General features: G+C 50.1%; 15 protein-coding genes. 1 reads left to right on the top strand and 14 read right to left on the bottom strand.

The features are described from left to right. Positions 1 to 20: 20 nt before the first annotated feature. The 12 genes from ACW9JV_RS01350 to ACW9JV_RS01295 form a co-directional block, all read right to left on the bottom strand. Complete coding sequence (locus ACW9JV_RS01350) at positions 21 to 851, bottom strand: flagellar hook-basal body protein (protein WP_457330592.1); 831 nt, start codon at positions 849 to 851, stop codon at positions 21 to 23. 15 nt (positions 852 to 866) lie between these two features. Next, positions 867 to 1,871 carry a rod shape-determining protein MreB gene (mreB, locus tag ACW9JV_RS01345; protein WP_457330590.1) on the bottom strand — a complete coding sequence of 335 codons (1,005 nt, stop codon included), beginning with the start codon at positions 1,869 to 1,871 and terminating at the stop codon, positions 867 to 869. Between the two features lie 237 nt (positions 1,872 to 2,108). Beyond that, complete coding sequence (spoIIID, locus tag ACW9JV_RS01340) at positions 2,109 to 2,387, bottom strand: sporulation transcriptional regulator SpoIIID (protein ID WP_457330588.1); 279 nt, start codon at positions 2,385 to 2,387, stop codon at positions 2,109 to 2,111. Between the two features lie 392 nt (positions 2,388 to 2,779). Beyond that, positions 2,780 to 3,442, bottom strand: a complete 663-nt coding sequence (locus ACW9JV_RS01335; RefSeq protein WP_457330586.1) for a 3'-5' exonuclease — start codon at positions 3,440 to 3,442, stop codon at positions 2,780 to 2,782. A 17-nt stretch (positions 3,443 to 3,459) separates the two neighbouring features. Further along, a complete protein-coding gene (locus tag ACW9JV_RS01330) occupies positions 3,460 to 5,397 on the bottom strand; it encodes a DUF294 nucleotidyltransferase-like domain-containing protein (protein WP_457330584.1) in 1,938 nt (645 codons plus the stop codon). Beyond that, complete coding sequence (locus tag ACW9JV_RS01325) at positions 5,381 to 7,042, bottom strand: sodium:solute symporter family protein (RefSeq protein WP_457330582.1); 1,662 nt, start codon at positions 7,040 to 7,042, stop codon at positions 5,381 to 5,383. Before ACW9JV_RS01325 ends, ACW9JV_RS01330 begins: the two co-directional genes overlap by 17 nt. Positions 7,043 to 7,077: 35 nt before the next feature. Continuing rightward, positions 7,078 to 7,380, bottom strand: a complete 303-nt coding sequence (locus ACW9JV_RS01320) for a DUF4212 domain-containing protein (protein ID WP_457330580.1) — start codon at positions 7,378 to 7,380, stop codon at positions 7,078 to 7,080. 106 nt (positions 7,381 to 7,486) lie between these two features. Beyond that, positions 7,487 to 7,669: a hypothetical protein gene (locus ACW9JV_RS01315; RefSeq protein ID WP_457330578.1), complete on the bottom strand. Its 183-nt coding sequence runs from the start codon at positions 7,667 to 7,669 to the stop codon at positions 7,487 to 7,489. A gap of 357 nt (positions 7,670 to 8,026) precedes the next feature. After that, a complete protein-coding gene (locus ACW9JV_RS01310; protein ID WP_457330576.1) occupies positions 8,027 to 8,905 on the bottom strand; it encodes a peptidoglycan DD-metalloendopeptidase family protein in 879 nt (292 codons plus the stop codon). Between the two features lie 73 nt (positions 8,906 to 8,978). After that, on the bottom strand, positions 8,979 to 9,971 hold the full coding sequence (gene spoIID, locus ACW9JV_RS01305) for a stage II sporulation protein D (RefSeq protein ID WP_457330574.1): 993 nt from the start codon (positions 9,969 to 9,971) through the stop codon (positions 8,979 to 8,981). 479 nt (positions 9,972 to 10,450) lie between these two features. Then, the gene (murA, locus tag ACW9JV_RS01300; RefSeq protein WP_457330572.1) at positions 10,451 to 11,767 is read right to left on the bottom strand and encodes a UDP-N-acetylglucosamine 1-carboxyvinyltransferase; all 1,317 of its coding nucleotides are present in this window, start codon (positions 11,765 to 11,767) and stop codon (positions 10,451 to 10,453) included. A 451-nt stretch (positions 11,768 to 12,218) separates the two neighbouring features. Next, positions 12,219 to 12,449, bottom strand: coding sequence for a DUF1146 family protein (locus ACW9JV_RS01295; RefSeq protein WP_457330570.1), 231 nt, complete (start codon positions 12,447 to 12,449; stop codon positions 12,219 to 12,221). 568 nt (positions 12,450 to 13,017) lie between these two features. On the opposite strand from ACW9JV_RS01295, the gene ACW9JV_RS01290 reads away from it, so the two are divergent. Next, positions 13,018 to 13,236 carry a DUF1722 domain-containing protein gene (locus tag ACW9JV_RS01290; RefSeq protein WP_457330568.1) on the top strand — a complete coding sequence of 73 codons (219 nt, stop codon included), beginning with the start codon at positions 13,018 to 13,020 and terminating at the stop codon, positions 13,234 to 13,236. Between the two features lie 214 nt (positions 13,237 to 13,450). Here ACW9JV_RS01290 and ACW9JV_RS01285 read toward each other — a convergent pair whose 3' ends face one another. Continuing rightward, positions 13,451 to 13,852, bottom strand: coding sequence for a F0F1 ATP synthase subunit epsilon (locus ACW9JV_RS01285; RefSeq protein ID WP_457330566.1), 402 nt, complete (start codon positions 13,850 to 13,852; stop codon positions 13,451 to 13,453). Between the two features lie 27 nt (positions 13,853 to 13,879). Next, positions 13,880 to 15,292: a F0F1 ATP synthase subunit beta gene (gene atpD, locus ACW9JV_RS01280; RefSeq protein ID WP_457330564.1), complete on the bottom strand. Its 1,413-nt coding sequence runs from the start codon at positions 15,290 to 15,292 to the stop codon at positions 13,880 to 13,882. Between the last annotated feature and the right edge of the window lie 38 nt (positions 15,293 to 15,330).

The following is a 15,330-nucleotide window of genomic DNA, read 5'->3' as shown; positions in this document are numbered from 1 at the left end:
CCTCTATAGGGTAAAACTTGTTATCTTAAACTTCCGATCTCATTTGCCGCCCGCTGCATGCTCTGGTCATAGGTGCGCAGCATCCGCTGGTTGGATTCAAAGATCCGGTAGGAATTCATCAGCTGCGTCATTGTTTCACCGGGATCCACGTTAGAACGTTCCAGCGATCCCTGGTTAATCGTATAATCAATTCCGTCCGCTCCAATGGCGGTGGGAAGCACAGCGCCTTCCTCGTCACCTTCCAGACGGAGAAGACCGTTTCCTTCTTTCACCAGTTCATTAGCATCTTCGGCATAGGCTACCGCAAGCTGGCCGGCTTCCTCTCCGTCTTCATCAGTAATAACGCCGTTTTCGTCCATCTCAAAGTTATTATTACCCACTTCGATCGGATCACCGTCTTCTCCCAGTACATAATTCCCCTGACTGGTCGTCAGGAAGCCTTCACCATCCACGGTCCAGTTACCGTTTCTCGTGTAACGTTCTTCACCGTCGGCATCTGCCACCCGGAAGAACAGTCCTCCCGGTTCCCCGTCTTCTCCTTCGGGCATCTCCTCCTGCCAGATCGCGGCATCTGTTGCATTTCCGGTCTCACGCAGATCTCCCTGGCTGAAGTTCTGGGTTCGGTCCTGCATGTAGACACCGGTCGCAAGCTCCCCTATCGGCGTCGAACGACTGCCGGGAACCTGCCCCGCATTCTGCGCTTGTATTAACATTTCGGGAAATGTGCGGTTCGAACCCTGGTCCTCTTTGTAACCCGGGGTATTGATGTTCGACAGATTATCCGACAACATCTCTGTCTGCCGCTGCTGGGCAAGCATACCGGAAGCTGCGCCGTAAAAACCTCTGAGCATATTTCGGACTCCTTCCTATATCTTGACTTTCTTGTTCGACATCTTATCAAGATTTTCCAGAATAATTCCCGTTCCGTTTGCTACACAATTCATTGGTTCTTCCGCAATAATGACCGGCACACCAAGTTCATCACCGAGCAGTTCATCAATACCGTGCAGGAGGGCACCGCCTCCGGTCAGAATGACGCCGCGGTCGATGATATCTGCCGACAGTTCCGGCGGTGTCTGTTCCAGAACATTTTTCGCCGCATGGACAATATGGTTTACCGATTCGGTCAATGCCTCGTATATCTCCTTCGAGTTAATCGTAATAGTCTGCGGCAGGCCGTTCACCATATCCCGTCCGCGGATCTCCAGCTCATGGTTGGCACCGTTTGGAGCGACGGTCGCCACCTCTTTTTTCACTGTTTCGGCGGTACGATCGCCGATGAGGAGCTTATAGGTCTTTTTGATATAATTCAAAATATCGAGATCAAACTGGTCGCCCGCCGTTTTAATCGAATCAGCTGTGACGACGGACCCCATAGAGAGCACCGCAACGTCTGTTGTGCCGCCCCCGATGTCAACGACCATATTCCCGCTCGGCTGGAAGATATCCATGCCGGCGCCGACCGCTGCCACTTTCGGTTCTTCTTCAATGAATACATTCTTGCTGCCGCTTTTTTCCGCCGCTTCAATGATAGCTTTCTGTTCAACCGACGTAATATTGGTCGGGCAGCAGATTAATATCCGCGGCTTGGACATCATGCTTTTGGCATTCACTTTTACAAGAAAATGGTTCATCATCGCTTCCGTATGATCAAAGTCGGCTATGACTCCGTCTTTCATCGGCCTTGTTGCCACAATATTCCCCGGCGTACGACCCACCATCCGGAAGGCTTCCCCTCCGACAGCCATCACGCTGCCGCTCTTTTTGTCAACGGCTACGACGGAAGGCTCATCCAGTACGATCCCCTGTCCTTTAATATGTATCAATACGTTAGCCGTTCCCAAATCTATACCGATATCCCTGCCAAACATGCCGTATTCCTCCTCATTGTTTCTATGCCGGACCTTATGAAACGATGGCTTTCTCTGTAGTATGACAACAAAAGACATCGTTCATGCTCTTCTGCGTTAAACGTTCATCTAGCGTACTATTTTATCATATTTTTTTAAAATGAGGAATATATGACAAGGTTCTTCCGGACGGTTTTTTAAAGACTGTCCAAAAATGGGTTTATTCTTTTCAGACAGCCTCTCTTCAGGGGGAGAAATTTAGAGGGAAGGTTCGGTTTCCAGACTCTGCCGGTCCTTTTCGTATTTCGTGCGGGTCGCCTCCCCGCCGCGCAGGTGACGAATGGATTTGTGATACTCCAGGACATATTTCACTTCTTCGGCCAGCTCCGGATTAATATCCACCAGTCTTTCTGTTAAATCTTTGTGGACTGTGCTCTTGGAAACGCCGAATTCTTTCGCTATCACCCGCACCGTTTTGCGGGTTTCGACAACATACCGTGCCATCCTGATCGTTCGTTCTTTGATGTAATCATGCACACCACTCGCCTCCTACTGCAATCTTGGTGAATTAGTACAGTTTATTAAACAAGGGCGGTGGATATACCAAAAAGTCTGATAGGACAAGGGTTGAAAAGGGGTTGCGGAGTACGGGGAGGGGACAGAAGCCAGCGGGTGCGCGGTTGTACGTTGCTTTTCCGAAATCAGGGTATCAGCCTAAAAGCCGCCGTATGCGACAGAATGGAGGGACGTAAGATGCAGGATGCCGCCGCAGATCCATAATGATCTGTACGACAGTTTTCTATTATATCCAGAATATCAGTCGTTTCCACATGGTTTATGCGGTGTCGGCCGGCGGTGCTGCCTGTCAGTGAAGCTGGAAGGGGATCAGGTATTTACCTGCTTGTCCACCTCCCGTTCGTCCTCCTGAATTAATACAGAGCTGGATTTCCCGGTGACTTCCGGGTGATTTCCATCATATCACCCAGTGTATATCGATTACGGTCCTCCAGATACCGGCACAGCTCCACAAACAAAGATGCTGTCGTTTTGGCATCACCGAGCGCGCTGTGGCGCTCATACATATTCGCTCCGAACTGCCGGGCATAGTGGGTAAGATCGCGCATATCCCAGGAGGGGGTCAAGTATCCGATAATATCCAGGGTATCAATATACATCGGTTCATCCATGGTGCACTGAAACCGCTGCAGTTCTTTTTTCAGCACCATCATATCAAACGCCAGGTAGTGACCAATCCATCCGTCACTGCGGTTCTCTGCTGCAAAACGGCAGAACGATTCGACCGCTTCGAGAGCATGAGGAGCGCCGTCCACCTGTTCCTGACGGATGCCGGTGAGGGATGTTATTTCCCGGGGAATATTGCGTCCCGGATTAACATACGTCTGAAACGAGCGATCTGTCACTTCCAGCGCTTCCACCTGGACGGCCCCGATTTCAATCATCCGGTCCCGGCTCCCCACCGCAAAGCCGGTTGTCTCCGTATCAAAAACAGTGAATGACAGCTCTTTCAGAAGCGTATTCAATGGAAGAGCGCGGGACGGTTCATAATCCAGTTTTCTTTTTTTCCAGAACATAACAGAAACGCTCCTTTTCACATGATGCCGAACATGGTCAATACCCGCGACTGCAGCGAACGAAGGGATTTCATGGAGAGGATCAGCGCTTCTTTATCCCTGGTGCTCATCCGGGTGAAATAAATGTCGCTTCCATTCCCTTCATTTCTCTGAAATTGATCCCAGGACTGCTGCATTCGAATCCGCATGATTGTCTCATAAGCAAAACGCAGATCTTCAGCAAATGACGGTTCCCAAATATGCTGTTCCACCAGGGCGTCCATCATTTCCAGCGGTGTTTTCCCAAAAATATGATGCTTCGCAGCAGCAATCTGCAGGCAGTGGTGAAACGGAAATAATGCATCTTTTTTGATATCAATATGGTTTCTTTTCACACCGAACAGCGCCCGTACCGGATGATCCAGCGTCGGAACCGGGTGCTCTTTCTGCTGGGCGGCGGCGCGGTAGAGAAAAATACGGGACCGTTCAAACTGATGGCCGACAGCTTGAAGAAACGCATGATGGAGCGCGTCATCTCCGTAAAGAAATCGAAACGCAAGAAAATTGTGGCCGAGCAGAATATTCTGGTTTGTTGCGCGCAGTCCCCATATCCGGAGACGGTCCCCCCAGTCCGAAACCGTACCGCGCCAATTCGATTCACTGGCCATCATGTTTCCATCACAGCGTTTGTATCCGGATTTTTCCAAATGGTTGACTACAGCATGTCCGAGAGCACGGAAATACGTTTCGGCTTCTTTGCGCTGCTCATCATTCTGCGGTTCCCCGTAAACGAGGAAGTGATCCTGATCCGTCAGCATAAACTGTTCTTGGCGGCCTCCGCTTCCCATCAGATAAAAGGCAAACGGCAGAGGAGGATCGCCGTGTTTTTCCCGGATTTCCTCCTGTGCTGTTTCCAGGCACCGGCGGATGAGACGGTCATACAGCCCGGTTACGATATCCAGCGTCTGTAGCGCTGGTATATCATCCTGAATCAATGTCGCCAGCACATCATAGATCGCTTCCTTGATCTCCGGGAGGGTATCCCATCCGGCTGATTCAATCTTCCGGAGAATATCAAATTTGCCTCGGTTTTTATATTTCAGGAGATCGGACAGTGTGATGATGCCTGCAACCTTCTCGGTCTCTCCTTCTTCAAGGACCGGCAGATGTTTGACTCCGTTCATTAAAAAGGCGGACATGGCTTCGTAATAATAGGCCTGTCTGGAGATCACAAACGGCCGGCGCGTCATAATATCCGCCACAGATACGGTTCCCTCTTTTTTCGCAGCAATAATCCGCTGGACAAGATCTTTTTCGGTGATGATACCGCTTAAGGTTCCGGCTGCTGATGTGACAACAATGGAACTTGCCTTTTCCTGCACCATTTTTTCGGCAGCCTCGGCAACGGGAACATCTTCAGCTGCAGTCACCGGAGGGGTTTTCATGATATCCTGCACCCGCTGGATAAACGGATCGCTTTCACCCCATCGACCGGCAAGATGAACCTGTTCCGCAAGCGAAGTGTAAATGTCACGAAGACGGACCGACACCTGCCGCAGCACATAATCACGGACTTCCTCCCGGTCCCAGACGTTCTGCAGCACATCGTTTGGCACATGAAGGCACACTGCCTTTTCGACGGCCTGGACTTCCACCGTGTAAGGATTTTCCCGTTCGGCAGGTTCCCCGAGAAAGTCGGCCAGACTGGAAAAACCGATGATATCTCCCGCTTCCAGGACTTCCAGCACCTCCTTTTCCCGGCGCCGGTCGTGAAACGACACATAAACTTCGGTCACTCCGTCCAGCATTAATAAAAATCCGTCTCTCGGACTTTGGGAATAAAGCACCTTCTCGTCTTTCTGAAACGTGCGGAACGTGCATAAAGCGATGAGATCTCCAAATTCAGCGGCACTGGTGCCGCTGAATATGGGATGATATCGTACCTGTTCCTGATAGGGATTAGTTTCCTGTTCCATCGTTCATCCAAACCTCGCCGTCTTTGTACGTCATCTGTTCCGGATAGCGTAGATCAATGACATCGTCCTGTAGATGCTGCGGCGGTGCCGGTGTATTTTTGGACACGAGCACACAGACGAGGAAGTTGATCGGTACGCCGATCAGGCCGGCTCCGGTATCCTGAATGCCGAACAGCGTAACACCGCTCATGGCAAGGAAAATATAACCAAGGGTACAGCCCAGTCCGGCGAGCATTCCGGCGATGGCTCCCTGCGTATTCATGCGCTTCCACCATATACCGAGGAAGAGGACCGGGAAAAACGTTCCGCCCGCCAGCGCAAACGCCCAGGCTACAATCTGGGTGATAACTCCCGGCGGATCGAGAGCGACAAGTCCGGCTACGATAGTTGAAATCAGAATCGCAATCCGGCCGGCGCGAAGACGTTTCTCATCCGTCGCATCCGGTCTCAGAAGACGGTAATAAATATCGTGGGCAAAGGAAGAAGATATCGTGATTAACAGACCACCGGCTGTTGAAAGAGCCGCTGCCATCGCTCCGGCTGCCACAAGACCGATAACAAACATGCCGAGGTTGGCAATTTCAGGCGTTGCCATCACGACTATATCCTGACCGACGGACAGCTCTGTCCACTGCAGGACGCCGTCCCCGTTCTGGTCCGCGGTCTGAAGCAGTCCGGTATTGATCCAGTTATCCGTCCATCCCGGCAGGTCATCCATCGGGCTTCCGGCCACCTGCGTCATCAGAATGAAGCGGGAAAACGCCGCATAGGCGGGAGCCGACAGGTATAGAATACCGATGAAAAGAAGGGCGAACGCACCGCTCCAGCGTGCCGCTTTCATCGTACTGACCGTGAAGAAACGGACAATAACGTGAGGAAGGGCGGATGTACCGACCATCAAGGTAAACAAGAGCGCAATGAACTGACTTTTGTCACTCTCAGCAAATGGGGCGAAATATTCCGACAATCCGAGTTCTCTGTCAATTTCTCCAATCCGATCGACAATTCCGCCGTATGTCAACCACGGCAGCGGGTTGCTTGTCACCTGCAGCGACATGAAGACAATCGGAATGATGTAGGCAATAATAAGTATCATATACTGCGCCACCTGCGTCCAGGTAACCCCTTTCATTCCCCCGAGCGTCGCATAGATGGCAATAATTACGACGCCGATCATCGTGCCGTACGCTGCCGGTATGTTAAACAGCCGGCCGATAACCACACCTGAACCGGATAACTGCCCGATAATGTAAGTGAAACTGATAATTACCGTCGCAATCGCGGCAATCAGCCGTGCGGTGTTACTTTCAAACCGGTCCCCGATAAATTCCGGCACGGTAAACCGTCCGTATTTACGAAGCTGCGGAGCAAGCAGAAAGGTAAGAAGCAGGAAGCCTCCTGTCCATCCCATAATATAAGCGAGGCCGTCGTAACCGAGAGCCATCATTGTTCCCGCCATTCCAATGAATGACGCGGCGCTCATCCAGTCACCGCCGATCGCCATTCCGTTCCACATCGGCGGAATACCGCGGCTCGCCACATAAAAGTCCGATGTTGCTTTTGCCTGATTGTACACAGAGATACCGATATAAAGAGCAAAAGTCGCTAAAATAAGGCCTAACGAAACAAGCATTTGCGGATCCATGCAATCATTCCCTCCCGTAATTTACGTTTTGTGTTTTATTCCTGGTTATTTTTCTGGTCACTGATCGCAGCGTTTGCTGAATCATCTATGCCGTATTTTTTATCAATCCGGTCACTTAACGCGGCATTCAAAAACAGGCACAAAATGAAGACAAGCACTGCTCCCTGTGAGCCCATGTAATAATGGAATTCCACACCCAGAAACTTAAATTGGGAGAAAAACTCCGCAAATGCCGCCACGCCAAACGATACGAGAAATCCGATGCTTAAAAAAATAATTACCAGCCTTGTCCTTGTCCGGAAATACGCATCTGCTGTCGCTTTATCAACTTTTTTCAACGTATACACCTCCGTTTAGTGTGTTTTTATCCCGTATGGATGGTTACCCCCGTACCAACCACACCACCTCCTTTTATGTAATCGCTTTCAAATAAGCCAAAAAAATTTACCGCATTCCAATAATCATTTGCACCGTCTCCCAGAATGGAAGCGGAACCAGGATGATCTGGACGAGGACATACAGACCCATAGCGGCAAACGGTACCGTTAAAAGCAATGGTTTTTTCCACTTGATCATGCCGACAATGGAAGCAATCGCAAGGACCCAGAAGGCAATAAGAATACCCACAGCGTTCCTCCTTTCCTAAGACTAAGGACTGTGTAGTTTGATTGAAATTCCATCTGTTCAACCGCAGTTTTTAGTTTGTTATAATACACATTATTTCAAATGTTACGCGCCTCCGTCAACTAATTTTTTCAAAAAATTTCACAAAAAATTCAACTTGTTGTCATACCGTTGCACCTTCTCTGTGTCGATTCCCGGCTGTTGATGTACACAGCTGGAGGGGGTGCGATCCAGGCGTTCATCGGGCTTCAGATATTCATGAACTTCCCCAAACAAAACGCTCCCCATTATCCTTTATGATAATCGGGAGCGCTGTTTTATTCTTCCCAAACCGTTATCGCACACACTTTTTTTCCTGTATTATTCATCATCGTTTTCTTCTTCGTCATCATCTCCGCCTTCCAGAATAGGGAATTCCTCGAGACTGGATGAGTCTTCGTCTTCTTCGGCATCGGTTTCGTCATCTTCTCCCTGCTGCGCGGTACGATCCTCTTCTTCTTCTGCGTCTTCGCTGCTTAACGCGGTGAGCGATTGATGAAAGGCATCGTCCGGATTCAACGGATCCCCGTTTCTGCGTACTTCAAAATGGGCATGAATCCCTGCGTCTCTGTTATACAGATTTTCAGCGGCCATTCCGAGCACCGATCCCTGCGTAATCGTATCGCCTTCCACCACTTCCACATCTTTCAGACTGCTGTAGGAGGTGACGATATCATCGGTGTGTTTCACATCCACAACCTGTCCCAGAATTTCGTCATCTTCCACATTCACTACTTCGCCTGTAGCAGCTGCCGCCACGGCAAAGGATTCTCCTTCTTTGCCCGCAATATCGATGCCTTTGTTCTGATAGTACATATTATTGTAGTATACAAGAGCATCTTGTTGTTCTTCTGCTGCAGCATCATGATCGTAATAATACCCAATAATATCTACATTCTCTTCATCTGTCACAGGCATCTGCATCGTCTCGTTGCCGGAAGCAGCCGGCATGCTGTCTTCGTCTTCCACTGTGCCTTCCTCTGCACTTTCTCCGTCTTCTTCCATCTGGGAAGGCTGATCTTCTTCCGCTTGATCCGTACCCGCCGGATTTTGAATGAGAAAGTACGTGCCAAGCAGAATAGCGCAGGCACTCAGGTAGGCCGCAGGCCAGAACCATTTTTTTCTTGACCAGCTCCTCAGTCTGCCACGCATTCCTTTGGTTTCCCGTGCTGCCGACTGTTGTTTTTCCTTATTTTTCATGTTTATCACCTCAGCACCCATTCTGATCAGGTACGAGGTAAATTATACCTTTGCGGTTGAATTTTTTTTAGCGTCAGGAAAGGCTGGATATTTCCACACCCCGGTAATAATGCTTCAAAATCTCATCGTATGTTTTTCCTTCCGCGGCCATACCGTCCGCTCCGTACTGGCTCATACCGACGCCGTGACCCCAGCCTTTTGTGGAAAAAATCATGCTGCTTCCGTCACGGCTCACGGTAAAATCGGTGGAGTCGAGGTCAAGTTTTTCGCGGATCTCGCGCCCCTCAAAGGTTTCTCCGCCAATCTTCATTTCTTCCACCCGGCTGCTCTCTGTCCGGCTTACAATCGTGCCGGTATCGCCATTCTGAAGCGAAATACCGAGAGCTTGTTCCACTTCTGCCACAGGAATCCGGATACTGTTTTTATAACGGGGTGATTCTTCATCCCAGGGACTTTCCACACTTTGCAGATACGGCTCCGGGTTCTGCCAGTAATCTTCGGCATTTTCCGTGTACCCGTTGCTCGTGGAGAAAAAAGCAGCTGTAATTGGCTTTCCTTCATACGTTAACACCTGACCTTCTGTCGCGCGTACCGCTTCTTCCACCTTATCCATTTTCCACTCAAAGTCTTCGCCCCACGCTTTTTTCAGCTCCTCTTCACTTTGATAAACCTGATGCATCGTTGTGTCGGTAACGAGGGCTCCTTCGGGAAGGTCGATCTTCGAGGGGGAGGCGAGCTGTTTGGCTGCATAGGTACGAGCCGTCAGCGCCTGTGCTTTCAGCGCTTCCATCTCGAATTCCGCCGGCATTTCTGACGCAACAACCCCTGCTACATATTCTTCCAGACCGGTTTGTTCCACCGTTTCTGTTTCACTGCGGAACACCGGGATGCTCCGATCTGACTCCTCATCAAGCTGGGCAAGCGGCTGTTGATCCCCGCCGCCGGTGGACGGAGCTGCTGTATCTGTACCGGATGACGGAGGGGAGCCCGTAAGACTGACAAACAGCACCGGAATAAGAAAAAACAATGTGAAAAGACAAACGGAGACCCATATTCCTTTCTTCATGCCTCCACTGCCCCCTGTTCCTTTCGTTTTGGCGCACACTCTCTATATGTATGCGGCATGTCCGCATGGTATGATCAGAAAAAACAGCAGAACATGTTCCCATGGTGTCTTCCTCCATATTTAAAAAGAGTCTGGGACAAAAGTAAAATAGGCAGAAGAAAACACGAATGTCTTGTATCGCTATTTAGAAGCCACATCGTAGCGGAGCCAAAATGCTTCGACTCCTGCTCAAAACAGCACGAGTCTCAAGACCCCGCAGGAAGGGCTTTTCTTCCGAGGGCCCGCAGGATGCGGGTCAGGTCGGCGTTGGCACAGGACGTGCCGCTCTTAGCCGATCTTCCTCTATTTGAGCCGTGCCCGCGGAAAGCGAAGGATTTTGGCGCAGCGGTTTATCTTAGGAACGAAAAATGCCGAACGATTTTTTAAAATCGTTCGGCATTTTTCTATTTTATAAAGGTTTTGTCCCAGCCTCTTGGTTCTTAATTATTAACAGTCCGGAGCACTTCCTCTTCTTTTGGAGGATCGGCTTCCATTTCTTGTTCTTCGACGCGTTTCACCCGCGCTCCGAGTCCCTGCAGTTTCTTGTGGAAATCCACGTAGCCGCGGTCAAGATGCCTTAGTTCGGTCAGAGCCGTTTCGCCGTCCGCCACCAGTCCGGCGATAATCAGGGCAGCGCCGGCGCGTAAATCCGTGGCGGCGACTTCTGCTCCCTGCAGACGGGTCGGCCCGCTCACTATCGCGGCTCTGCCTTCAATTTTGACATCCGCGTTCATACGTCGGAATTCCTCTACGTGCATAAAACGGTTCTCAAACACGGTTTCGGTGATAACCGCAGTGCCTTTCGCCTGTGTCAAGAGAGCCATGAACTGGGCCTGCATGTCTGTCGGAAAACCGGGATGCGGCATCGTTTTCAGATCGACCGGGCGGAGAATGTCCGGTCCGATTACTCTCATGCCGTTATCCCCTTCTTCAATAATGACACCCATTTCACGGAGTTTGGCCACAAGCGGGCGGATATGCTCATGAATTGCGCCTTCCACAAACACATCGCCGCCGGTAATCGCGGAAGCAATCATTAAAGAACCCGCTTCAATACGATCCGGAATAATGGTATGCACGGCGCCTTTCATCTGGTCGACCCCTTCAATCCTTATCGTTCCGGTACCTGCTCCGCGGACTTTTGCTCCCATGGCATTCAGGTAATTCGCCAGATCGACAATCTCCGGCTCTTCCGCCACATTCTCCAGAATGGTGGTTCCTTCGGCAAGAGTGGCCGCCATCATGATGTTTTCCGTCGCCCCTACGCTCGGAAAGTCCAGATAGATCCGGGCACCCTGCAGGCGGTCTTTTACTTTTGCCTCAATATAACCGTTTCCGATCTCCACGGTGGCACCCATCGCTTCAAATCCCTTCAGGTGCTGGTCAATCGGCCGGGAACCGATAGCACAGCCACCCGGGAGCGCGATATGCGCACAGCCTTTTCTCGCAAGCAGCGGCCCCATGACCAGAAAAGAAGCCCGCATTTTGCGCACATATTCAAACGGCGCTTCTGTTGTCAACGCACCGCCAGCATTGGACGTGAATACCCCGTCTTCAAAACTTACATCTGCGTCCATATAGGTCAGTACATTTTTCATTGTAAATACATCTGCTAAAGTCGGGACATCATATATAGTGCTCGTTCCTTCTTCAGCAAGGAGGGAGGCGGCAATGACCGGGAGCACAGAATTTTTCGCGCCTTCTGCCTTCACGGTTCCTTTAAGCCGCTTCCCTCCTCGTACTAATATTTTTTCCAACGTATTCCCCTCCGCGTCCGTTTATAATTCTATATCGTCTCGGTAATTGTCATGACGATCCCGCCCTGATTTCGTGCAGGCAGGAGTAGTCATCTCTGTATTATGGATATTCAGTCGTTCATTTAGGCGTGCCCTGTCCAAGGAAGAAACGGGTGCCCATTCTTGTCTCGTGTCTGTGTTTATTTCATATTCACTGCGTCATTTTGTCGTCGGAACAGGCAGCCGCGTTACACCTTTTCAAATAAAAAGGATTCAGCAGCCTCCCGTGCTGATGACACGATTCCCTGCTGTTTTCTTTTTCAATCTGCTTTTTTCGACAATATCGGATGTCTTCACAAGGTGCAGTTTCTTCCATCTATGGAATATCACGGCATCTTTCCACGCGGGGTGCCTCTATTCCTCATTTTCACCGCAGGCTCTGAGGACATACATGGAAGTTGAAGGGAGCTTTTTAAAAAAGATACCGAAGTGTCAACGATCCCTGTAAGTATTCTATAAAAAACGAACTGACAAGGTGGCTCAACGCAATAGTGACAAGCACCATGAACAGTTTCGCTTTCGGCCCTTCCGGATTACGCAGAAAAACATCGAACCGGAAAGCCTGCAGACTCCACCATACAATAACCAGAAAAATAAGGTTAATAGTGATATGTAAGACCGCTTCCTGCCCCTCTGGATTCATTGCTGAAAACTCCTTAACAGCCCTTTTTAACAATCCGAAAAGTATAATAGGGCATTTTGCTGAAAGTAGAAAGAGCCCTTCTGCCTATTCGACACACACCGCTTTAGTATAACATATCTGAGGGTTTTCGACAGTGCAAAAAGACGTTTTATTGTACAGGATCGACAAATTCAGCAAAATTTTGACCATCTTTACCAATATACAAAAGATATACCACTATTATAATAAAATAAAACAGTTTTTTGTAGGAAAATTTTATTATTTTTAAATTTACATTACATTCGATAAGAAAGTTGTAATCAAAGTGTAAAGTTATAAACGAACAAGATAACAACTGAACCTACTGCAACAGCGGTATTTTTATCCATTACAATCAATTGTTCGTAGGTCAAAAGTCACTATAAAGGAGTGGGAGGCTGGTTGGAATAAGTTAATTCTGCACGTATAGCAAAAAGCTGCGCCGAAAAATATGGGCGGCCTGTAAGTATGGCGTGATGGCCGGAGGGGATTGGCATTACAAAGCATTATCGAGACGAGCGGGGAAGCTCGATGATACTGCCTCTGTCACATGCTTTCTGTTGGAGCTCCGGGAAAAAACGGCAGGCCTTATGACCGCCGGGGATGTATAAATACATTGGAACAAATGTGGGGATATGGAAAAAAAGACGCGGAACCGGAAGAAAAAGAAAGGTTTCAGCATCTGCTCCAGAAAACCTCACGCCAACAAAGGAACTTACTTGGAAAGAGCCAGACCTTTTGTCAAACTGTCCAATATTTTATGGAATGAGACATTTTGGGGTGTGTCCTTTGTTATTCTGTCCACTAATCTTACATACTGGACTTTTGAAGGGGATTGCATGCTGAAGGTGTCTCTTACGGCCGTATAATGGACAGAATGGGACCAAATGTGTCCACAACCATAACCGCAGCCGGTCTGCCAACTCAGCCAAGCCTGCCATAGAAGAAAAAGGCTGTTCTACCTGTGTAGAACAGCCTTTTTCTTATCCACCGGCTACCTCTATCCGGGTGACGGCGCGTTTCAATGCGAGCTGAGCCCGCTGATAATCGATTTCTTCCTGGGTGGCACGGTCGATACGATCTTCGGCCCGCTCTTTCGCTCTACGAGCACGCTCGACATCGATCTGAGACGGATTTTCGGCCGCTTCAGCGAGTATCGTCACGCTGTCCGGGCGGACTTCTACAAAGCCGCCGCTGACCGCGACAAGATTTATTCTTGATTCGTGTTTGAGGCGGACGGCGCCTACCGAAAGCGGTGCTACCAGTGGAACGTGTCCAGGCAGAATGCCCAGCTCCCCGCTCTGGGAACGGGTGCTGACCATTTCCACATCCCCTTCATAAACCGCGCCATCAGGAGTGACAACATTGACATTAATCGTCGACATGATTCCTCCTCCTTACCGCAATCCCGCTTAGGACATGGCCTTCGCTTTTTCGGTGACGTCTTCAATCGGACCACAGAGACGGAACGCATCCTCAGGCACATCGTCGTGCTTGCCGTCGAGAATCTCACGGAAGCCGCGTACGGTATCCTTAACCGATACGTAGGATCCCGGCTGGCCGGTGAACTGCTCCGCTACGTGGAAGTTCTGTGAAAGGAAGAACTGAATCCGGCGTGCACGGTGCACAACCAGCTTGTCATCCTCCGACAATTCATCCATACCGAGAATGGCAATAATGTCCTGCAGCTCCCGGTACTTCTGAAGGGTCTGCTGGACTTCCTGGGCGACTTCATAATGATCGTTCCCGACAAATTCCGGAGCCAGGGCACGGGACGTGGAATCAAGCGGATCCACTGCCGGATAAATACCCATTTCTGTTAAACGGCGCTCCAGGTTGGTCGTTGCATCCAGGTGGGCGAATGTCGTCGCCGGAGCAGGGTCGGTATAGTCGTCGGCCGGTACATAAATCGCCTGAATGGATGTAACCGAGCCTGTCTTGGTCGACGTAATCCGTTCCTGAAGCTGCCCCATTTCGGTTGCCAGCGTCGGCTGATAACCAACGGCAGAAGGCATGCGGCCGAGCAGGGCGGACACTTCGGAACCTGCCTGGGTGAAACGGTAAATGTTATCAATAAAGAGGAGTACGTCCTGACCATCTACATCGCGGAAATGTTCCGCCAGTGTCAGACCGGTCAGTGCCACACGCATACGGGCACCAGGCGGTTCGTTCATCTGACCAAACACCATGGTTGCCTTATTGATAACGCCGGAATCCTGCATTTCAAAGTAAAGGTCGTTCCCTTCCCGGGTTCTTTCTCCTACCCCGGCAAATACAGAAATACCACCGTGTTCCTGTGCGATGTTGTTGATCAATTCCTGAATCAGAACCGTTTTACCGACACCGGCACCGCCGAAGAGTCCGATTTTACCGCCTTTTACATACGGTGCAAGCAGGTCAACAACCTTGATTCCTGTCTCAAGAATTTCGGTCTCTGTAGACAGCTCATCAAACTGAGGCGCTTCACGATGAATCGGGTCCCTCTTCACTTCCGGGCCTACCGGTTCTCTTTCGTCGATGGTCTCACCGAGAACGTTAAACACCCGGCCCAGGGTTTCTTCTCCGACCGGCACGGAAATCGGACCGCCTTCATCAATGACGTCCGCTCCGCGGATCAGTCCGTCTGTTGAACCCATAGCGACTGTACGAACAGTATCATTTCCCAGATGCAGTGCTACTTCCAGAGCCACTTCGACATCTTTAATGTCGTCGGAATGCCCTTTCTGGGAAACAGTGAGCGCGTGATTCAATTCCGGCAGTTCGCCGCTTGGAAACGCAACGTCAACAACCGGACCCATAACCTGGGTAACGCGTCCATTGCTCATATTTTTCCCTCCTAAAACTGAGTCTTAGCCTTATTCAT

The organism is Salibacterium sp. K-3, from assembly GCF_054052005.1.
Note: the sequence above shows the minus strand (reverse complement) of the source record. Positions and strands in the feature narration are given on the sequence as shown.

Excerpts from the sequence above, each read along its gene's own strand:
- ACW9JV_RS01350 (WP_457330592.1), bottom strand. The coding sequence starts at position 851 with ATGCTCAGAGGTTTTTACGGCGCAGCTTCCGGTATGCTTGCCCAGCAG.
- mreB (WP_457330590.1), bottom strand. The coding sequence starts at position 1,871 with ATGTTTGGCAGGGATATCGGTATAGATTTGGGAACGGCTAACGTATTG.
- ACW9JV_RS01335 (WP_457330586.1), bottom strand. The coding sequence starts at position 3,442 with ATGTTCTGGAAAAAAAGAAAACTGGATTATGAACCGTCCCGCGCTCTT.
- ACW9JV_RS01330 (WP_457330584.1), bottom strand. The coding sequence starts at position 5,397 with ATGGAACAGGAAACTAATCCCTATCAGGAACAGGTACGATATCATCCC.
- ACW9JV_RS01325 (WP_457330582.1), bottom strand. The coding sequence starts at position 7,042 with ATGGATCCGCAAATGCTTGTTTCGTTAGGCCTTATTTTAGCGACTTTT.
- ACW9JV_RS01310 (WP_457330576.1), bottom strand. The coding sequence starts at position 8,905 with ATGAAAAATAAGGAAAAACAACAGTCGGCAGCACGGGAAACCAAAGGA.
- spoIID (WP_457330574.1), bottom strand. The coding sequence starts at position 9,971 with ATGAAGAAAGGAATATGGGTCTCCGTTTGTCTTTTCACATTGTTTTTT.
- ACW9JV_RS01295 (WP_457330570.1), bottom strand. The coding sequence starts at position 12,449 with ATGAATCCAGAGGGGCAGGAAGCGGTCTTACATATCACTATTAACCTT.
- ACW9JV_RS01290 (WP_457330568.1), top strand. The coding sequence starts at position 13,018 with ATGCTTTCTGTTGGAGCTCCGGGAAAAAACGGCAGGCCTTATGACCGC.
- ACW9JV_RS01285 (WP_457330566.1), bottom strand. The coding sequence starts at position 13,852 with ATGTCGACGATTAATGTCAATGTTGTCACTCCTGATGGCGCGGTTTAT.
- atpD (WP_457330564.1), bottom strand. The coding sequence starts at position 15,292 with ATGAGCAATGGACGCGTTACCCAGGTTATGGGTCCGGTTGTTGACGTT.